Annotated in this window: 16 protein-coding genes and 1 pseudogene; 10 read left to right on the top strand and 7 right to left on the bottom strand. The window is 61.4% G+C overall.

Annotation, left to right across the window (positions count from 1 at the left end):
- Positions 1-181 precede the first annotated feature (181 nt).
- Positions 182-847 carry a polysaccharide lyase family 7 protein gene (locus C4J88_RS01985; RefSeq protein WP_124360908.1) on the top strand — a complete coding sequence of 222 codons (666 nt, stop codon included), beginning with the start codon at positions 182-184 and terminating at the stop codon, positions 845-847.
- Between the two features lie 494 nt (positions 848-1,341).
- A complete protein-coding gene (locus tag C4J88_RS01980) occupies positions 1,342-1,635 on the top strand; it encodes a fructose-bisphosphate aldolase (RefSeq protein WP_124406076.1) in 294 nt (97 codons plus the stop codon).
- A gap of 59 nt (positions 1,636-1,694) precedes the next feature.
- On the opposite strand, the gene fba is transcribed toward C4J88_RS01980, so the two are convergent.
- From fba to tkt, 6 genes are all read right to left on the bottom strand, one after another.
- A complete protein-coding gene (fba, locus tag C4J88_RS01975) occupies positions 1,695-2,759 on the bottom strand; it encodes a class II fructose-bisphosphate aldolase (RefSeq protein WP_003177554.1) in 1,065 nt (354 codons plus the stop codon).
- Between the two features lie 274 nt (positions 2,760-3,033).
- Entirely contained in the window at positions 3,034-3,366 is a 333-nt protein-coding gene (locus C4J88_RS01970; RefSeq protein ID WP_124406075.1) for an MliC family protein, read from the bottom strand.
- A gap of 60 nt (positions 3,367-3,426) precedes the next feature.
- Complete coding sequence (locus tag C4J88_RS01965; protein ID WP_124369295.1) at positions 3,427-3,654, bottom strand: hypothetical protein; 228 nt, start codon at positions 3,652-3,654, stop codon at positions 3,427-3,429.
- 31 nt (positions 3,655-3,685) lie between these two features.
- Positions 3,686-4,849, bottom strand: coding sequence for a phosphoglycerate kinase (locus C4J88_RS01960; protein ID WP_057014011.1), 1,164 nt, complete (start codon positions 4,847-4,849; stop codon positions 3,686-3,688).
- A 17-nt stretch (positions 4,850-4,866) separates the two neighbouring features.
- The gene (epd, locus tag C4J88_RS01955) at positions 4,867-5,922 is read right to left on the bottom strand and encodes an erythrose-4-phosphate dehydrogenase (RefSeq protein WP_124406074.1); all 1,056 of its coding nucleotides are present in this window, start codon (positions 5,920-5,922) and stop codon (positions 4,867-4,869) included.
- A gap of 169 nt (positions 5,923-6,091) precedes the next feature.
- Positions 6,092-8,089, bottom strand: a complete 1,998-nt coding sequence (tkt, locus tag C4J88_RS01950) for a transketolase (protein WP_124360904.1) — start codon at positions 8,087-8,089, stop codon at positions 6,092-6,094.
- A gap of 259 nt (positions 8,090-8,348) precedes the next feature.
- On the opposite strand from tkt, the gene C4J88_RS01945 reads away from it, so the two are divergent.
- The 4 genes from C4J88_RS01945 to C4J88_RS01930 all read left to right on the top strand — a co-directional run bounded on the left by C4J88_RS01945 (position 8,349) and on the right by C4J88_RS01930 (position 12,921).
- Positions 8,349-9,344, top strand: a complete 996-nt coding sequence (locus tag C4J88_RS01945) for a metalloregulator ArsR/SmtB family transcription factor (RefSeq protein WP_124406073.1) — start codon at positions 8,349-8,351, stop codon at positions 9,342-9,344.
- Positions 9,345-9,363: 19 nt separating this feature from the next.
- Entirely contained in the window at positions 9,364-10,554 is a 1,191-nt protein-coding gene (metK, locus tag C4J88_RS01940) for a methionine adenosyltransferase (RefSeq protein WP_124365518.1), read from the top strand.
- 270 nt (positions 10,555-10,824) lie between these two features.
- Positions 10,825-12,486, top strand: coding sequence for an NAD-dependent DNA ligase LigB (gene ligB / locus C4J88_RS01935; protein ID WP_124406072.1), 1,662 nt, complete (start codon positions 10,825-10,827; stop codon positions 12,484-12,486).
- A 39-nt stretch (positions 12,487-12,525) separates the two neighbouring features.
- On the top strand, positions 12,526-12,921 hold the full coding sequence (locus tag C4J88_RS01930; RefSeq protein ID WP_124406071.1) for a DUF1090 domain-containing protein: 396 nt from the start codon (positions 12,526-12,528) through the stop codon (positions 12,919-12,921).
- A gap of 5 nt (positions 12,922-12,926) precedes the next feature.
- On the opposite strand, the gene C4J88_RS01925 is transcribed toward C4J88_RS01930, so the two are convergent.
- A complete protein-coding gene (locus tag C4J88_RS01925) occupies positions 12,927-13,376 on the bottom strand; it encodes a cytochrome c (RefSeq protein WP_124406070.1) in 450 nt (149 codons plus the stop codon).
- 127 nt (positions 13,377-13,503) lie between these two features.
- Here C4J88_RS01925 and C4J88_RS01920 point away from each other — a divergent pair, with 127 nt between their 5' ends.
- The 4 genes and pseudogenes from C4J88_RS01920 (at position 13,504) to C4J88_RS01910 (ending at position 18,940) form a co-directional block, all read left to right on the top strand.
- The gene (locus C4J88_RS01920; protein ID WP_124365514.1) at positions 13,504-14,694 is read left to right on the top strand and encodes a murein transglycosylase A; all 1,191 of its coding nucleotides are present in this window, start codon (positions 13,504-13,506) and stop codon (positions 14,692-14,694) included.
- A 288-nt stretch (positions 14,695-14,982) separates the two neighbouring features.
- Positions 14,983-16,041, top strand: a pseudogene (locus C4J88_RS27970) (methyl-accepting chemotaxis protein); the annotation flags it as partial.
- Positions 16,027-16,899, top strand: coding sequence for a methyl-accepting chemotaxis protein (locus C4J88_RS27965; RefSeq protein WP_372237489.1), 873 nt, complete (start codon positions 16,027-16,029; stop codon positions 16,897-16,899). The pseudogene C4J88_RS27970 and the gene C4J88_RS27965, both read left to right, overlap by 15 nt.
- Before the next feature lie 133 nt (positions 16,900-17,032).
- A complete protein-coding gene (locus C4J88_RS01910) occupies positions 17,033-18,940 on the top strand; it encodes a methyl-accepting chemotaxis protein (RefSeq protein ID WP_124406068.1) in 1,908 nt (635 codons plus the stop codon).
- Positions 18,941-18,988: the final 48 nt, after the last annotated feature.

The raw sequence follows: 18,988 nt of genomic DNA, 5'->3' as shown, positions 1-18,988 counted from the left end.
CCGAGGCAGCCGACTAACGGTCAGGCTCTGTAGCCCGCGTACCATGGGCAACATGGCTTTTTGGCATTCCTCTGACGCCAATAAATTGCCAGTCAGTGTTAACAACTTGGTTAACACCACCTATAAAGAACCTGTGCAGCCCTCGGGCTAAAGCTTTCACCCCTCGTAAAAGGCCAACACCATGATCGACCTTTCCACCTGGAACCTGAGCATTCCGGTCGGCTCCCCGCCCACGACCATCGAAACCCCGAAGCTGCTCAACGGCTTCAATGACCAGTACTTCCAGGCCGAAGGCAGCGATGTGCAGTTCTGGACCCCTGTCACCGGCACCCGCACCGAAAACGCCATCTACCCGCGCAGCGAACTGCGCGAGACCTACGCCGACGGGCGCTTGCGCAACTGGACCTACCCCGAAGCCGATAACTTCTTGCGCGCCACGCTCACCGTCAACCAGGTACCGTCCACCGGCAAGGTCGTGATCGGCCAGATCCACGCCTACGACAGTCAGAAACCGCTGATCAAGCTGGAGTACCAGTTCAAGGAAAAAACCCAGACCGGCAACATCGTCGCCAAAGTGCGCATGCGCCCGGACGAATCTGAAAGCCGGGTAATCATCGTTGCCTCCAATGTGCCACTGGAAAAGACCTTCACCTATGTGATCAACCTCAACAAAGCCGGGCTGCTCAGCGTGTACGCGGCCGACAGTGAGTGGAATGAACGCATCGGCGCAGCCTGGGCCGACAAGCCGTTGTACTTCAAGGCTGGGGTGTATGTGCAGGACAACAGCGGGGATAGCAAGGAAGGGGCAAAGGTGACGTTTGCGAAGTTGGATATTGATCATGAATAGGTGGACTGGCCTCAATGCGCGTAGGCCATGTCCGATGAGCGCGAGGGTCATTCCCCAGTAAGTGCAGACACCTGAATCCCCTGTGGGAGGGGGCTTGCTCCCGATGGCGGTGTATCAGCTTGCACATGCAGTGACTGACGCACCGCCATCGGGGGCAAGCCCCTTCCCACATTTGCCCTGCTTGGCCTGAGGATGCGGTGCCGGTCCTACAGCACCGTTGCGGCAAGGCAACTCGCCGCTTATAGTTCGCCCCGTCGCTGGCATTGATCGGCGATAGGGTTTCGCAGCCCTAACGATACGTGTGTAACCAAGCATCATGAATACAATGATGAGCGCTTAGGCGCCCGTCGTCTGTTTTATGGTGGCTGTGTGTGGGAGACCTTCGGGTCTGCCGGGTTCCTCGTATCCTCGGTCTGCGAACCCGCACACAGCTACCACCCAATTCGTTTCGCAGCGAATGGCGGTAGTCCTTTCAGATACGAGGAATATCAGCCATGACCCAACAACTTCCACCCCGCCGTTTTAGCCCCTGCACGGAAACCGCCACCGACTACCCCGTGCTTCTTATCGACAGCGAAGCCCCACTGCTCGACCTCCACGCCTGCCTGCGCGAACGCCTCAACGCCGCATTGGAACACCTCAACCTGATGGCCTGCTCCAGCCTGCCGGACTTCGCCGAGCGCGACCTGAACAATGTGGCTAACACTGCGCGTATTTTGGTACAGGACGTGAGTGACGTGTTCCGCGTTATCGAACACCGTGGCTTCGATACTCCCAGCGCTGCCTGATCAAATTCCAAACACAAAAAAGCCCGCATCGCTGCGGGCTTCTTGGTAAAGCTGCGGGCTTAATTGACCTTAGCGTTCAACTCACCTTTCAAATACCGCTGATACATCGCTTCCAACGAGATCGGCTTGATCTTCGAAGCATTACCCGCAGTACCAAAGGCTTCGTAACGTGCGATACATACATCACGCATTGCAGTCACGGTGGCGCCGAAGAATTTACGCGGGTCGAACTCGCTCGGGTTGGTCGCCATCAGGCGACGCATCGCGCCCGTGGAGGCCAGACGCAGGTCGGTGTCGATGTTGACCTTGCGCACGCCGTACTTGATGCCTTCGACGATTTCTTCAACCGGTACGCCGTAAGTTTCTTTGATGTCGCCGCCGTACTGGTTGATGATCGCCAGCCACTCTTGCGGTACCGAGGAAGAACCGTGCATCACCAGGTGGGTGTTGGGGATGCGTTTGTGGATTTCCTTGATGCGGTCGATGGCCAGCACGTCGCCGGTCGGTGGCTTGGTGAACTTGTAGGCGCCGTGGCTAGTGCCGATGGCGATGGCCAGGGCATCTACCTGGGTCTTCTTGACGAAGTCGGCGGCTTCTTCCGGGTCGGTCAGCATCTGGCTGTGATCCAGCACGCCTTCGGCGCCGATGCCGTCTTCTTCGCCGGCCATGCCGGTTTCCAGGGAACCCAGGCAGCCCAGCTCGCCTTCAACCGATACGCCGCAGGCGTGAGCCATGGCCACGGTTTGTTGGGTAACGCGTACGTTGTATTCGTAGTCGGTTGGGGTCTTGCCGTCTTCGCCGAGAGAGCCGTCCATCATCACCGAGCTGAAGCCCAACTGGATCGAGCGCTGGCATACGTCAGGGCTGGTGCCGTGATCCTGGTGCATGCACACCGGGATGTGCGGGAATTCTTCGATGGCCGCGAGGATCAGGTGGCGCAGGAACGGCGCACCGGCGTATTTGCGGGCACCGGCCGAAGCCTGGACGATCACGGGGGAGTCGGTCTTGTCAGCGGCTTCCATGATGGCGCGCATCTGCTCGAGGTTGTTGACGTTAAAGGCTGGGACGCCGTAGCCGAACTCGGCTGCGTGGTCCAGCATTTGACGCATGCTGATAAGTGCCATTGTGTTGTCTCTCCCGGTCGAGGGTCGTTAATCGTGCAAGCCTGCCGTAGCGGCGGCTGCTATTCAAGTTATTGCAGATCAAGGGGTTGAGCCTTGTGCTGCTGAATCGTTATTGCAGTGTCCGGCTCACAACCTATGTCACTTTGGAACCGGATTTAATGTGGGAGGGGGCTTGCTCCCGATAGCGGTTTGCCAGACACCTGTGTGCTGGCTGACCTACCGTAATCGGGGGGCAAGCCCCCTCCCACATTTGGATCTCGTCACATTCGAGACCTTATTGGGCCTTGCAGCCCCGTCCAATCAAATCATCCGTGGCCGTCCAGTAAATCAGGCCTTCCTCACCCTTGGTGTGAAACGCCAGCTGATCATTGCTGTACAGCACGCCCGAAGCCGCAACGTCCTGCTTGAGGCGATAAACCTGGTCGGAACCGCCGAGGCGTACATCCACCTCAGTGCGGGCCGGGTTGGCGAAGCGCCAATTGACCTCGGCCTTGCTGTCGCAGGTCCACGTCGTCCATTTACCTTCCGGCCCAGCCTTGTCGAACATGTTCATGCTGCTGCAACCGGCCAACAAGGCCAGGGTTGCCAGGGCGATAACGCCTTTCATTGCCAATCCTCGCAGGGCGACCTGAGGCCGTCATTGCTGTGGGTTAGTGGATCAGACCCGTCAAGGGCAACCCTGTTCCTGACCGTTGGGCGCGGAGTCGTATTTCTCCAGCCGGTCATTGCCCATGCGCTTGTTGATCACCGGCATGGTCTCGGCTTGCCAGTCGGCCTGGTAGCAGTTTTTTTTCAGCGGTGCCGTGGCTTTATCCGCCTCGGGCGCCGCGCTTGGCGTGCTGCTGCAGCCGGCTAACAGGCCCACTGCTATCACCAGTGCCAACGACTTGATCATGGGACGCTCCTTTTTCCTGATCACGCGCGCCTTAACCTTTGGCTCGGGTTTCCAGCACTTCCACGGCCGGCAGCACTTTGCCCTCGACGAACTCGAGGAACGCACCGCCACCGGTAGAAATGTAGGAGATCTGATCAGCAACGCCATATTTATCGATGGCCGCCAGAGTGTCGCCACCCCCCGCGATGGAGAACGCCGAGCTTTCAGCGATGGCTTTGGCCAACACCTTGGTGCCGTTGCCGAATTGGTCGAATTCGAATACGCCGACCGGGCCGTTCCACAGGATGGTCTGGGAGGCTTTCAACAGCTCAGCGAAGTTGGCTGCAGTTTGCGGGCCGATATCCAGGATCATGTCGTCGTCGGCCACGTCAGCGATGAGCTTGACGGTGGCTTCGGCGCTTTCGGCGAATTCCTTGGCGACCACCACGTCCACCGGCAGCGGCACGCTGACCTTGGCGGCGATGGCGCGGGCGGTATCGAGCAGGTCCGGCTCGTACAGCGACTTGCCCACCGGATGGCCGGCTGCGGCCAGGAAGGTGTTGGCAATGCCGCCGCCGACGATCAACTGGTTGCAGATCTGGCTGAGGCTGTTGAGTACGTCCAGCTTGGTGGAGACTTTGGAACCGGCCACGATGGCGGCCATCGGTTGCGCCGGAGCGCCCAGGGCCTTGCCCAGCGCATCCAGCTCAGCGGCCAGCAGCGGACCGGCAGCGGCGACCTTGGCGAACTTGGCCACGCCGTGAGTCGAGCCTTCGGCGCGGTGGGCGGTGCCAAAAGCGTCCATCACGAATACGTCGCACAGCGCCGCGTATTGCTGGGCCAGCTCGTCGCTGTTCTTTTTCTCGCCCTTGTTGAAGCGCACGTTTTCGAACAGCACGATGTCGCCAGGCTTGACGTCAACGCCGCCCAGGTAGTCAGCCACCAACGGTACGTCGCGGCCCAGGGCCTTGCTCAGGTATTCGGCCACAGGCTTGAGGCTGTTTTCGGCGGAGAACTCACCTTCGGTCGGGCGACCCAGGTGGGAGCAGACCATCACGGCCGCGCCTTTTTCCAGGGCCAGCTTGATGGTCGGCAGCGAGGCCAGGATTCGCGCATCGCTGGTGACAACACCGTCCTTGACTGGGACGTTGAGGTCTTCGCGAATCAGTACGCGCTTACCTTGCAGATCGAGGTCGGTCATCTTCAACACGGTCATGGGTCGCAGTTCCTGAATTACTGTTGAGGTTGTTTGGAAGCCACTTGCAGATAGTGTTCTGCAACATCGAGCATTCGGTTGGCAAAGCCCCATTCGTTGTCGAACCAGGCCAGGATGTTCACCAGCCTCGGGCCGGAAACGCGGGTCTGGCTGGCATCGACAATTGCCGAATGCGGGTCATGGTTGAAATCGCAGCTGGCGTGGGGCAACTCGGTGTAGGCCAGCAAGCCTTTGAGCGGGCCGCTGGTGGCGGCGTCGCGCAATATCCGGTTGACCTGCGCCGCATCGGTATCGCTCACGGTTTGCATGGTGATGTCCAGACAGGATACGTTCACCGTCGGCACCCGTACCGCTTTGGCCTGGATTCGCCCGGCAAGTTCCGGCAGCAATCGCTCGATGCCACGCGCCAGGCCGGTGGACACCGGAATCACTGACTGGAACGCCGAGCGCGTGCGGCGCAGGTCCTCGTGGTGATAGGCGTCGATCACCGGTTGGTCGTTCATGGCCGAGTGGATCGTGGTGATCGACACGTAGTCCAGGCCGATCGCCTGATCCAGCAGGCGCAACAACGGCACGCTGCAGTTGGTGGTGCACGAGGCGTTGGACACCAGCAGCTCGGCGCCGGTCAGGCAGTCCTGATTGATGCCGTAGACGACGGTGGCGTCGACATCCGCCTCGCTGGCCATCGGCTGGGAAAACAGCACGCGCGGAGCGCCGGCATCGAGAAAACGCTGGCCGTCGGCACGGGTGTGGTAGGCGCCGGAGCATTCCAACACCAGGTCGACGCCTAACGCCGCCCAGTCGATGCCCTCGGGGGTGGCACTGCGCAGTACTTTTACGCAGTCGCCATTGATATGCAGACAATCGCCCTCGACCCGCACTTCGCCAGGGAAGCGGCCATGGGTGGAGTCGAAACGTGTCAGGTATTCGATGCTGGCCATGTCGGCCAAGTCGTTGATCGCGACAATTTCAAACCCTGCCGCCGCCCCTCGCTCGAACAGAGCACGCAAGACGCAACGACCAATGCGGCCGTAGCCGTTGAGTGCAACTTTGTAGGGACGCGGTTGGGGCATGGGGTTCTCGCAGTAGGGGCGACACAAACCACTGTAGGAGCGAGCTTGCTCGCGAAGAACTTGAGAGCGCCGCGTTAAACCAGAAACGCTGCGTTATCGTTAACGATCTTCGCGAGCAAGCTCGCTCCTACAGTAGAGGCGGTGGTCAATGGGCCACCGCGTTAGCGCCTTAGTCTTCCAACAACTCTTCAGCCTGGCCCAGGATGTTTTCCAGGGTGAAACCGAACTCTTCGAACAAGGCAGGTGCCGGCGCCGACTCACCGTAGGTGGTCATGCCGATCACGCGGCCTTCCAAGCCTACGTACTTGTACCAGTAGTCGGCGTGAGCCGCCTCAATGGCGATACGCGCGCTGACCTGCAACGGCAATACCGATTGCTTGTAGCCGGCGTCCTGGGCTTCGAACACGCTGGTGCAGGGCATGGACACCACGCGAACGTTGCGGCCCTGGGCGGTCAGCTTGTCGTACGCCTGAACGGTCAGGCCCACTTCGGAACCGGTGGAGATCAGGATCAGTTCCGGCTCACCGATGCAGTCCTTGAGCACATAGCCACCACGGCTGATGTCGGCGATCTGCGCGTCGGTACGCACCTGGTGCTGCAGGTTCTGGCGCGAGAAGATCAGCGCCGAAGGGCCGTCCTTGCGCTCGATGGCGTGCTTCCAGGCCACGGCGGATTCCACCGCGTCGGCAGGGCGCCAGCAATCCAGGTTCGGCGTGGTGCGCAAGCTGGTCAATTGCTCGACCGGCTGGTGCGTCGGGCCGTCTTCGCCCAGGCCGATGGAGTCGTGGGTGTACACATGGATCACGCGCTTCTTCATCAGCGCGGCCATGCGTACCGCGTTGCGGGCGTACTCCATGAACATCAGGAAGGTCGCGCCGTAAGGCACCAGGCCGCCGTGCAGCGACACGCCGTTCATGATGGCGCTCATGCCGAACTCGCGCACGCCGTAGTACATGTAGTTGCCGCTGGCGTCTTCGGCCGACACGCCTTTGCAGCCTTTCCACAACGTCAGGTTGGAACCGGCCAGGTCGGCCGAACCGCCGAGGAACTCAGGCAGCAGCGGGCCAAAGGCGTTCAGGGTGTTCTGGCTGGCTTTACGGCTGGCAATGGTCTCGCCCTTGGCCGCGACTTCGGCGATGTAGGCCGAGGCTTTTTCCGAGAAATCGGCCGGCAGGTCACCGGCCAGGCGGCGTACCAGCTCATTGGCAAGCTCAGGGAATTCGGCGGAGTAGGCAGCGAAGCGCTGGTCCCACTCGGCTTCGGTGGCCAGGCCTTTTTCCTTGGCGTCCCACTCGGCGTAGATGTCGGCCGGGATCTCGAACGGGCCGTGGTTCCACTTCAGCGCTTCGCGGGTCAGGGCGATTTCCGCGTCACCCAGCGGGGCGCCGTGGCAGTCTTCCTTGCCTTGCTTGTTCGGCGAGCCGAAGCCGATGGTGGTCTTGCAGCAGATCAGGGTCGGCTGCGCGCTCTTGCGAGCGGTGTCGATGGCGATCTTGATTTCTTCCGGATCGTGGCCGTCGACGTTGCGGATCACCTGCCAGTTGTAGGCTTCGAAACGCTTGGGGGTGTCATCGGTGAACCAGCCTTCGACTTCGCCGTCGATGGAAATGCCATTGTCATCGTAGAAGGCAATCAGCTTGCCCAGGCCCAAGGTGCCGGCCAGGGAAGCGACTTCGTGGGAAATGCCTTCCATCATGCAACCATCACCCAAAAATACGTAGGTGTGATGATCGACGATATCGTGGCCCGGGCGATTGAACTGCGCGCCCAAGACTTTTTCAGCCAGCGCGAAGCCAACCGCGTTAGCGAGGCCCTGGCCCAGGGGACCGGTGGTGGTCTCGACGCCTGGGGTGTAGCCGAATTCCGGGTGGCCCGGGGTGCGGCTGTGCAACTGGCGGAAGCTCTTGAGGTCATCGATGGTGACGTCGTAGCCGCTCAGGTGCAGCAGCGAATAGATCAGCATCGAGCCGTGGCCGTTGGACAGTACGAAACGGTCACGGTCGGCGAACGACGGGTTGCTCGGGTTGTGCTTCAGGTAGTCACGCCAAAGTACTTCGGCGATATCCGCCATGCCCATCGGGGCACCGGGATGGCCGCTGTTGGCTTTTTGCACGGCATCCATGCTGAGGGCACGAATGGCGTTGGCACGCTCACGACGGCTGGGCATCGCTGATCTCCTGGGGGCTTGAACAAAGAAACGGAAAAAAGGACCGGCATTTTCCCTCAGCCACCGCCTGCGGGCAATGACAGATAGTCACTTGAAGCGGTTTTTCCTGCGGTTTGCCCGCCAATCCCTTGCAGAACCCGGATGCCGGTTCGTCCAAAGGTTATAGCGCCCGCTTATAACTGCCACTTATCGATCAATATCAAAACTTTTTGATATTGGCCTTGCGGCGATTACCACCCGTCACTAGACTGCTGGCCTTATGAACCTACCCGTGCCCTCCCTGCGTCCTGACGACGGCGATGAACTGGCAGCCCTTTGCAAGGCTGCAGGTGATCCGTTGCGCTTGAACGTATTGCGCGCACTGGCCAACGACTCCTTCGGCGTATTGGAACTGGCGCAGATCTTCGCCATCGGCCAGTCCGGCATGAGCCATCATCTGAAGGTACTGGCCCAGGCCGACCTGGTGGCGACCCGCCGCGAAGGCAATGCAATTTTTTACCGTCGCGCCCTGCCCCACACCGAGTTGCTCGGCGGCAAACTGCACGCCGCCCTGCTTGACGAAGTGGACAGCCTGGACCTGCCGAGCGACGTACAGTCGCGCGTCAGTCAGGTCCATGGGCAACGCGCCGCTGCCAGCCAGGATTTTTTCGCACGGGTTGCCGAGAAATTTCGTGCTCAGCAAGACCTGATCGCCGGCTTGCCCCAGTACCGCGAAAGCGTACTGGCGCTGCTGGACAAGCTGAGCTTCAGCAATGAGGCCACGGCCCTGGAAGTCGGTCCTGGCGACGGCGGTTTCCTGCCGGACCTGGCGCGGCGCTTTGGCCAGGTGACGGCGCTGGACAACAGCCCGGCGATGCTTGAACTGGCGCGCCAGCTGTGTGAACGCGAGGCGTTGGGCAACGTCCGCCTGCAACTGGCCGACGCCCTGAGCGACACCCGCCTGCGGGCCGATTGCGTGGTGCTGAATATGGTCTTGCACCACTTTGCCGCCCCCGCCGACGCGCTCAAGCAAATGGCCGGGTTGCTGCACCCCGGCGGTAGCCTGCTGGTAACGGATTTATGCAGCCACAACCAGAATTGGGCCAGGGAGGCCTGCGGTGATCTCTGGTTGGGTTTTGAACAGGACGATCTGGCCCGTTGGGCCACCGCTGCGGGACTCGTTCCCGGGGAAAGCCTCTATGTAGGTTTACGTAATGGTTTCCAGATTCAGGTCCGCCATTTTCAGCGACCGGCTGGCGACACTCACCATCGGTAAATATCAGGAAAACATCGAGATGAGCGAATACTCCCTTTTCACCTCCGAGTCCGTGTCTGAAGGGCATCCGGACAAAATCGCCGACCAGATTTCTGACGCGGTGCTGGACGCCATCATTGCTGAAGACAAGTTCGCCCGTGTGGCGTGCGAGACTCTGGTGAAAACGGGCGTGGCGATCATCGCCGGCGAAGTCACCACCACGGCCTGGGTCGACCTGGAACAGATCGTGCGCGACGTGATCACCGACATCGGCTACAACAGCTCCGACGTCGGCTTTGACGGCGCGACCTGCGGCGTGATGAACATCATCGGCAAGCAGTCCCCCGACATCAACCAGGGCGTCGACCGGGCCAAGCCTGAAGATCAAGGCGCTGGCGATCAGGGCCTGATGTTCGGCTACGCCAGCAACGAAACCGAGGTGCTGATGCCCGCGCCGATCACCTTCTCTCACCAGTTGGTACAGCGCCAGGCCGAAGCACGTAAATCCGGCCTGCTGCCGTGGCTGCGCCCGGACGCCAAGTCCCAGGTCACCTGCCGCTACGAAGGCGGCAAAGTGGTGGGTATCGACGCCGTCGTACTGTCCACCCAGCACAACCCGGATGTCTCCTACAAAGACCTGCGCGAAGGCGTGATGGAGCTGATCGTCAAGCACGTACTGCCTGCCGAGCTGCTGAGCAAGGACACCCAGTTCCACATCAACCCGACCGGCCAGTTCATCATCGGCGGCCCGGTGGGCGACTGCGGCCTGACCGGCCGCAAGATCATCGTCGACAGCTACGGCGGCATGGCCCGTCACGGCGGTGGCGCGTTCTCCGGCAAAGATCCATCCAAGGTCGACCGTTCCGCTGCCTACGCCGGTCGTTACGTGGCCAAGAACATCGTCGCCGCCGGCCTGGCCGAGCGTTGCGAGATTCAGGTGTCCTACGCCATCGGCGTGGCCCAGCCTACTTCGATCTCGCTGAATACCTTCGGTACCGGCAAGATCAGCGATGACAAGATCGTCAAGCTGGTGCGCGAGATCTTCGACCTGCGCCCGTACGCGATCACCACCATGCTCGACCTGCTGCACCCGATGTACCAGGAAACCGCAGCCTACGGCCACTTCGGTCGTACCCCTGCGCAGAAGACGGTCGGCGACGACACCTTCACCACCTTCACCTGGGAAAAAACTGACCGCGCCAACGACCTGCGTACCGCTGCCGGTCTGTAATCGTTCGCGGCTGACAAAGCCACGCCAGGTTCGCCCGGCGGGGCTTTTTGATTTTCAAAGATTGCAACAAAATCGTTGAAACCGAGGCCGAAGTCGACGCGGCCAGCAAAATCGGGCGGCCGAGGCTGATAACCACGACGCGCCGGAGGCGTTGGACGGCTGGTTCAAGCAGGCAGAAACACCCGGTAAAAAGCCCCGCTCGGTCGGGGCTTTTTTGTGGCCGTGCGGATCACTTAGGCTGAACGCCCTTTTCGAGCAAGGATGCTCCCGATGCGCGCGTCAATGGTTCTCCTGATTGGCTTTCTACCGTGCTGGGCCTGGGCCGAAGACTGTCCCGAGGATGCCCGAGCGCAAATCGACACGTTGACCAGGCAGGTCAGCCAGTGGGATGACGTCTACCATCGACAGGGTCAATCCCCCATCAGCGATGAACTGTACGACCAGGCCCGCCAACGCCTGACTCATTGGCGCAAATGTGACCTTCAACCCACACCCAGGGCTTACAACCCGCTGGCAAGCTCACGCGGCACGCTACGCCACCCGGTCGCGCATACCGGCCTGGAGAAGCTGCTGGACGCGTCCGATGTGGGTGAGTGGCTCAGCACCCGCCAGGACGTCTGGATTCAACCCAAGGTCGACGGGGTAGCCGTGACCCTGGTGTATCGCAAGGGCCAGCTGCACCAACTCATCAGCCGCGGCGATGGCCTGCTCGGTCACGATTGGACAGCTTCCGCGCGCAAGATGCCGGGTATCGTCCAGCAACTGCCGGACCCCGTCGACGCCGTGCTGCAAGGCGAGCTCTACTGGCGCCTCGACGGTCACGTACAGTCGGCAAACGGCGGGCTCAACGCGCGTAGCAAAGTGGCCGGCTTGATGAACCGACGCCAATTGAGTGACACCGAGGCGGGCGGGATCGGGTTGTTCGTCTGGGCCTGGCCCGAAGGCCCGGCGAGCTTCACCGAGCGCCTGGCCACGCTGGCACGGTGGGGGTTCACCGACAGCCAGCGGTATAGCCAGTCCATCGACAGCATCAGCGATGCCACGCGCTGGCGTACACATTGGTACAACCATCCGTTGCCATTCGCCAGCGACGGGGTGGTGTTGCACCAGGCTGCGCGCGCACCCGCCAAACGTTGGCAAGCCAGCGCACCTTACTGGGCGGTGGCCTGGAAGTACCCTGCGACCAAAGCGCTGGCACTGGTACGCAAAGTACAGTTCAGGATCGGGCGTACCGGGCGTATCACACCGATTCTCGAACTGGAACCGGTGCGACTGGATGACCGGCAAATCAGCCGAGTCAGCGCGGGTTCGTTGAGAAACTGGCAGGCCCTCGACATCCGGCCCGGCGATCAGGTATCCATCAGCCTTGCCGGCCAGGTCATTCCCCGGCTCGACGAGGTGATCCTGCGCAACAACACCCGAGTGGAAGTGCCAGTACCCGATACTCGAGACTTTCACGCCTTGAGCTGCTGGCAGCTGGACCCTGGCTGCGAGGAGCAACTGCTCTCGCGCCTCACCTGGCTGAGCAGCAACCAGGGCCTGGCCTTGCCACATATGGGGCGGGAAACCTGGAACGTATTGATCCAGGCCGGTCTAATCGCAGGCTTTCTCGATTGGTTGACCCTGGATGCGGCAGAGCTTGCTAACATTGATGGCTTCGGCGAACGCACCCGCGCGCGGGTGCTCGACAGTATTCACAGCGCCCGGCAACGCCCGTTTGCACAATGGCTCAAAGCCCTTGGCGTACCGCCTGCGGCGCGCAACAACCTGGAGGGCGACTGGCATACCCTGGTCGCCAAAGACACCCAAGCCTGGCTGGCCTCGGACGGCATCGGCCCGGGCCGCGCAGCGCAACTGAGCGCCTTTTTCCGCGACCCGCAGGTCCAGGCATTGGCTGAAACATTACGTGAAGCCGGCATAGACGGTTTCTGAGTCCGGCCCGACCCTCTGAATGCTACTTGGAGTCCTTATATGAAATTTTTTGCCCCTCTTGCCTTGCTGACTGTCGCAAGCTTCATGGCCACGCCGGTGCTGGCCGCCGACGAAGCGCCCGAACTGACCGGCTGCGCCGCCAAGCGCCAGGCCATCAGCACCCAGATTGAACAGGCCAAGGCCCATGGCAACAGCGCCCAACAGGCCGGCCTGGAAAAAGCCCTGAGCGAGGTCACCGCCAACTGCACTGACGCATCGCTGAAGAAAGAACGCGAAAACAAGGTGCTGGATGCCAAGCACGAAGTCAGCCGCCGTCAGGCCGACCTCGACAAGGCCATGAAAAAAGGCGATCCGGACAAGATCAACAAGCGCAAGGACAAGCTCGCCGAATCGCGCAAAGAACTGCAGGATGCGGTGGAAGAACTCGACCAGTAAACCGGTCAGTGGTCCCGAAACTGCTTATGGCAGGCGCTGCAGGCATCTTCAACTTTCTGCACTGCAGGTTGAAGATTGCTGGCCTTATAGGGCTGGACCTGGCTTGCGATCACCAATTCACCGGTGGCCGCCTCAAGGTCGCGGGCCATTTGCTGGAACTGCGCCTGCTTTTGCCACACCTCGTCCCTGGCACTGGTGTGGTCCTCTTCACGCACGTTCGGGAAGTGCTGCCAGGGTTGATGGGACAACGCGTCCAGCTTGACCGCGCCGTCGGCGAACTGGGCGCCGTCGAAAGGGATGCGCCCGCGCAACATGCCGCCCAGACCTTCGGCGGTCTTGAGCATCTGTTTGAAGATCGCCTTGCGCTGGCCCAGGGGGGAATTGGGGTCAACCCCGCCGCAGGCGGACAAGGCCAGGCAGGCCAACACTACAACGGTCATATTTTTTAAAGTCATGGTGGCTCAGGGTCACGGAAACGGCGGTCAGTATCCCCGCCCCCTCCGCAAAGACCAATAGCCCTATTAATAATAAGGATTGCCCAAGCGCGAAAAAGCACGGGCAATCGCTTCAGGAATTACGTGCATGAATGTCAATTGGAAACCCTGGAGCCGCTTGGCGTGGGCTCTACCGATGATCGCGCTGCTGGCCGGCTGCGACGTGGGCAAAGACGCTGGCAAAGAGACAGCCAAAGAAGAGGCGCCCAAACCCCATGCCGTCGCCACTTACGTGAGCGCTCCGTGGGAAGCGCTGCCGGCGGTTTCCGACAGCGACTTGCTGGCGGGCTTCGAATCCTGGCGCAGTGCCTGTCAGCGCCTCAAGGCCGACCCGATCTGGAGCGCGACCTGCGCAGCGGCAGCCAGCGTACCGGGCAATGCCGTGGCGGTTCGCGGGTTTCTTAAAGAGCGCCTGGATGTATTCGGCCTGCGTTCAGCCGACAACACCCCGAACGGCCTGATCACCGGCTACTACGAGCCGGTCTACCCCGGCAGCCTGACCGAAACCGCCACCGCGCATGTGCCGGTGTACGGCGTGCCGGATGACCTGATTATCGTCAACCTGGAAGCAATCTACCCGGAACTCAAGGGCAAACGCCTGCGCGGCCGCCTGGAAGGCCGCGTGCTCAAGCCGTATGACGATGCCAGCACCATCAACGGCCAGGGCTCGACCGCCAAGCCGATAGCCTGGCTGACCGATCCGATGGACCTGCAATTCCTGCAGATCCAGGGCTCCGGGCGTATTCAACTGGCCGGTGGGCGTCAACTGCGCGTGGGGTATGGCGACCAGAACGGCTACCCCTACCGCCCTATCGGCCGCTGGCTGGTCGAGCAAGGCGAGCTGAAAAAAGAAGAGGTGAGCATGGGTGCCATCAGCGCCTGGGCCAAGGCGCATCCGCAGCGTATTCCAGAGTTGTTGGCGAGCAACCCCAGCTATGTATTCTTCAGCGCCCGCCCCGACAGCAACGAAGGGCCGCGCGGGTCGCTGAATGTGCCATTGACGGCGGGGTACAGCGTGGCGGTGGACCGCAAGGTGATTCCGCTGGGCAGCCTGCTGTGGCTGTCGACCACCAAACCTGACGGTTCAGCCATCACCAGACCCGTCGCAGCCCAGGACACCGGGGGCGCAATCACCGGCGAAGTGCGGGCTGACTTGTTCTGGGGCACAGGCGAGGCAGCGGGCGAGTTGGCGGGGAACATGAAGCAACAGGGGCAGATCTGGATGTTGTGGCCCAAGGGTGCGGCGCTGCCTCAGGCGCCTGTCACGGACGCTCTATGATGATCGGGGCAAGCCCTAATGCCTGTCGGTTAAACGAAAGTGCTCCACTGTAGGAGCGAGCTTGCTCGCGAAAAACGTCTAGGCAACGCGTTCATTCTGAATAAACGCGGGGGCTCTGAGTTCTTCGCGAGCAAGGGCTAGCCGCCCGCCTCGCTCCTACAAAAAGCCTTAACTGACTGGCATTAGGGCAAGCCTCCTCCCCCAGTGAATCGGTGGCGCTACAGAATCCCGTGCACATGCCGATAGCCTGTGAATAAGTCCAAGCCTTGTTCCAGGGGAGTTCGCAGCATGTATCGTTGGTCGGCCGAAAAGCTCGGAAATGTGAGCATCAAAACCAAACTGGGCTTAGGCTTCGGCCTGGTGTTGCTGCTTACGTTAATCATCACACTCACCGGCTGGACCGGGCTTTCCAGCGTGATAAGCCGTGGCGACAAACTGGGCTACATCGCCAGCCTCAACGACTTGAGCAAGGACCTGCGCATCGCGCGACTGGACTTTGAAATGCGTCGTGGCGAACAGGGCCCGGCAACCGTCAATGGCCTTCTCGACCACCTGGAAAGCGGCCTGAAAACTGCGCGGGCGCTGATTGAACAGCCCGCCGATATCGCGTTGGTCGATGACCAACTTGCGGCGGTTGACCAGTACAAGCGTGCATTCGACGCCATGGTCCAGGCAGGAGCCAATCGCGAAAACGCGCGCAGCAAACTCGGCGATACCGCCGACAACGCGGTGCTCAAAGTCGGCGAAGTGGAAAAGGCCCTGTTACAGGGCGATAGCGTCAGCCAGTTCAACAGCATTGTCGACCTGAGCAAGCTGATCCAGCAGGCGCGGTTTCAGGTTCGCGGCTACACCTACAGCGGCAAAGTCGAGGCCGAGCAGCCTGCGCTGGATGCCATCGACAATGCGCTGAAGAAAATCGCCGCCCTTGACGGCCAGCTACCTGACCAATTCTCGACCAACCTGCAACAGGCCAGCGCCTCGCTGCAAGCCTACCGCGCCGCTGTCAGCCAGTACCGCGACTCGCAGGTGGCCAGCGCCGCTGCGCTGAAACTCATGAACGTCCAAGGCGACATTCTGCTGGACCGCAGCAGCACACTCACCGCCTCGCAAACCGTGGTCCGCGACAGTGATGCCGCGCAAGCCAAACGGCTGTTGCTGCTGGCTGCCCTGCTGGCACTGAGTTTTGGTCTCTTCGCCGCCTGGGCCATCACTCGCCAGATCATCATTCCGCTCAATCAAACCCTCAAGGTCGCCGAACGCGTAGCCTCGGGCGACCTGAGCCACAACCTGGAATCCGCCCGCCAGGATGAACTCGGCCAACTGCAACGCGCCATGCAAAGCATGACCGTGGGCCTGCGCGAGTTGATTGGCGGCATCAGCGATGGCGTCACGCAAATCGCCAGCGCCGCCGAGCAGTTGTCGGCAGTGACCGAACAGACCAGCGCCGGGGTCAACAGTCAGAAGATCGAGACCGACCAGGTCGCCACGGCCATGAACGAGATGGCCGCTACCGTGCAGGAAGTTGCGCGCAATGCCGAAGAAGCCTCGGAAGCCGCCGTGGCCGCCGACCTGCAGGCCCGTGAAGGCGACAAGGTGGTTGGCGAAGCCATCGCCCAGATCGAGCGCCTGGCCACCGAAGTCGGCAATTCGACGATCGCCATGGCAGACCTGAAGCGCGAAAGCGACAAAATCGGCAGCGTGCTCGACGTGATCAAGTCCGTGGCCCAGCAAACCAACCTGCTGGCGCTGAACGCGGCCATTGAAGCGGCGCGTGCCGGTGAAGCCGGGCGTGGCTTCGCCGTGGTAGCCGACGAAGTGCGCAGCCTGGCCCAGCGCACACAGAAGTCCACCGAGGAGATCGAGGAACTGATCGTCGGCCTGCAAAACGGTACCCAGCAGGTGGCGACCATCATGGACAATAGCCGCGGCCTGACCGACAGCAGTGTCGAACTGACCCGCCGCGCCGGCAGCGCATTGGAGAACATCACACGTACCGTTTCGACCATCCAGGCGATGAACTCGCAGATCGCCACGGCCGCCGAGCAGCAAAGCGCGGTAGCCGAAGAGATCAACCGCAGCGTGTTGAATGTGCGCGATGTCTCCGAACAAACCTCTTCAGCCAGCGAAGAAACGGCGGCGTCCAGTGCAGAGCTGGCACGCCTGGGCATCTACCTGCAAACCCTGGTCGGGCGCTTCCGCATCTGACTGACTTGAGCGGCGGCCGATTGAGGCCGCCGCATCTTGTGAAATTTCCTACACAGTTATCAGCCAGCCCTCACCTCGAATCGGATTAGCGTTCATCTGTCGCGAAACGCTTTTTCTGATTGGGAGGTGTGCCATGTTTTCTCGGCTGACCCGCATACTGGTTAACGCCAGTGTTCGCCTCAAGCTGGCTCTGGGTTTTGGCCAAGTGCTGATCCTCAGTTTCATGATCGCCGCGGCGGGCTGGCAAGCCCTGAACGCCGTGCTTTATCGGTCCAATAGCCTGACGAGCCTGGGCGAACTGGCCGTGTACGCGGAGGCCATGCGCGCCGACCGCACCGTCTACCGCACCCTTGCGGACAAAGCCAGCCTGGCTCAGATGACGCAGAAGACCGAGAAAATCGACCAGCTCCTGGCAGACCTTTCGCATCGATTGGTAGACCCGATCGATGTGCAACGCAATGAGGAGGCGACACGCCTGGTGGCTGGCTTGAAGGCCGCGCTGGCGGAGCTGCCCGCGTTGATCGAGCAGCGAGAGAGTGTCCGGCCAGCGCTCAAAAAATCCGCCCTGCAGGCCAGTGACACCCTGGCCCAATTCGCCAGCGACTTGCCCGACCAGAATGACGAAAAGGCGCTCGACGCCATTGAGCAACTGCGCCAAGCCATGGAGCAGGCCGAGGATCGCGCCCAGAATCCCGCCTGGGCCGCCGAGTCGTTGCAAGCCTATGCCGAGGCAGCAAGCCAGGCGCTGGATGCGCTGGACATCGCACAGAAGGCAGTGTTCATGCTGCCCGTGGACTCAGCACTGCTCAAAACCGACCTGAACGACTACCGTGCACAACTGCTCAAGCTCAAGCAAGCCCAGCTCAACGTCGAAACCGTGCAAAACCGCTTCGAACAGCAGCTCAATGAGTTGCGCGAGAACAGTAACTTGCTGAGCCAGAGCCAGAACACCAAGCGCAATGACGAGGCCGACCACACGCGCACGCTGCTGATTGGCGTCACGGCGGCTGCACTGGTGCTGGGCGCCCTGGCCGCGTGGTGGATTGCCAGCCAGATCGCCTCGCCGTTGCGTGACATCCTCGTTGCCGCCAACCGTGTCGCTCAAGGCGACCTGAGCCACGACACCCACGTGGAGCGCCGCGACGAACTGGGCCAGCTGCAACAAAGCATCGGGCAAATGACCCGCAGCCTGCGCAGCCTGATCAGCAGCATCGGTGACAGCGCTCGGCAGATTGCCGGTGCGGCGACGCAGTTATCCACCGTGACCGAACAGACCCGCAACGGGCTGAACAATCAGAAAGATGAAACCGACCAAGTGGCCACGGCGATGAATGAAATGCTCGCCACCGCCCAGGAAGTGGCGCGCCATGCCGAACGCGCGTCCGTTGCAGCGAACGAAGCAGACCAGCAGGCCGGCGCCGGCGAGCAGGTAGTCATCCAGGCGGTTGAGCAAATCGGCAACCTGGCCAGTGAAATGGCCTTATCCGGCCGCGCGATGCTGGCTCTGCAAAAAGAGAGCGAAAAGATCGCCAGCGTGCTGGACGTTATCAAGTCCGTGTCCCAGCAGACCAACCTGCTCGCCCTGAACGCCGCCATCGAAGCGGCGCGCGCAGGCACTGCCGGGCGAGGGTTTGCCGTGGTCGCCGATGAAGTGCGCAGCCTGGCCCAGCGCACACAGGAATCGGCTGAAGAGATTGAAGGGCTGATCCTTGGGTTGCATAACGGCACCCAGCAGGTCGCGGACATCATGGACAGCAGTCGCAACCTGACCGACAACAGCGTTGCCCTGACTCGCGACGCCGGCGAGGCCTTGGCAGCGATTGCCCGCACGGTATCGGTCATCCAGGAAATGAACCCGCAGATTGCCGCCGCCGCCGAACAGCAAAGCGCGGTGGCCGAGGAAATCAATCGCAGTGTCTTGAAGGTGCGGGATGTGTCGGAACAGACCGCCGCCGCCAGCGAGGAAACGGCGGCCGCGAGTGTTCAGTTGACGAGGTTGAGCCTGGATCTGCAGACGCTGATCGGCAAATTCAAGCTCTGAAACACCGCCATCCAATGTGGGAGGAGGCTTGCTCCCACATAGGCGCCC

Source organism: Pseudomonas sp. R4-39-08 (assembly GCF_003852275.1).
Classification (GTDB): Bacteria; Pseudomonadota; Gammaproteobacteria; order Pseudomonadales; family Pseudomonadaceae; genus Aquipseudomonas.
The sequence above is the reverse complement of the archived record's forward strand: the minus strand, read 5'-3'. Positions and strand labels throughout refer to the sequence as shown.

Coding starts and splice junctions, on each gene's coding strand:
- tkt (WP_124360904.1), bottom strand. CDS start 8,089: ATGCCCAGCCGTCGTGAGCGTGCCAACGCCATTCGTGCCCTCAGCATG.
- C4J88_RS01930 (WP_124406071.1), top strand. CDS start 12,526: ATGAAATTTTTTGCCCCTCTTGCCTTGCTGACTGTCGCAAGCTTCATG.
- C4J88_RS01960 (WP_057014011.1), bottom strand. CDS start 4,849: ATGACCGTGTTGAAGATGACCGACCTCGATCTGCAAGGTAAGCGCGTA.
- C4J88_RS01910 (WP_124406068.1), top strand. CDS start 17,033: ATGTTTTCTCGGCTGACCCGCATACTGGTTAACGCCAGTGTTCGCCTC.
- C4J88_RS01920 (WP_124365514.1), top strand. CDS start 13,504: ATGAATGTCAATTGGAAACCCTGGAGCCGCTTGGCGTGGGCTCTACCG.
- C4J88_RS01980 (WP_124406076.1), top strand. CDS start 1,342: ATGACCCAACAACTTCCACCCCGCCGTTTTAGCCCCTGCACGGAAACC.
- metK (WP_124365518.1), top strand. CDS start 9,364: ATGAGCGAATACTCCCTTTTCACCTCCGAGTCCGTGTCTGAAGGGCAT.
- C4J88_RS01965 (WP_124369295.1), bottom strand. CDS start 3,654: ATGATCAAGTCGTTGGCACTGGTGATAGCAGTGGGCCTGTTAGCCGGC.
- epd (WP_124406074.1), bottom strand. CDS start 5,922: ATGCCCCAACCGCGTCCCTACAAAGTTGCACTCAACGGCTACGGCCGC.
- C4J88_RS01985 (WP_124360908.1), top strand. CDS start 182: ATGATCGACCTTTCCACCTGGAACCTGAGCATTCCGGTCGGCTCCCCG.
- fba (WP_003177554.1), bottom strand. CDS start 2,759: ATGGCACTTATCAGCATGCGTCAAATGCTGGACCACGCAGCCGAGTTC.
- ligB (WP_124406072.1), top strand. CDS start 10,825: ATGCGCGCGTCAATGGTTCTCCTGATTGGCTTTCTACCGTGCTGGGCC.
- C4J88_RS27965 (WP_372237489.1), top strand. CDS start 16,027: ATGCAAAGCATGACCGTGGGCCTGCGCGAGTTGATTGGCGGCATCAGC.
- C4J88_RS01945 (WP_124406073.1), top strand. CDS start 8,349: ATGAACCTACCCGTGCCCTCCCTGCGTCCTGACGACGGCGATGAACTG.
- C4J88_RS01970 (WP_124406075.1), bottom strand. CDS start 3,366: ATGAAAGGCGTTATCGCCCTGGCAACCCTGGCCTTGTTGGCCGGTTGC.
- C4J88_RS01925 (WP_124406070.1), bottom strand. CDS start 13,376: ATGACTTTAAAAAATATGACCGTTGTAGTGTTGGCCTGCCTGGCCTTG.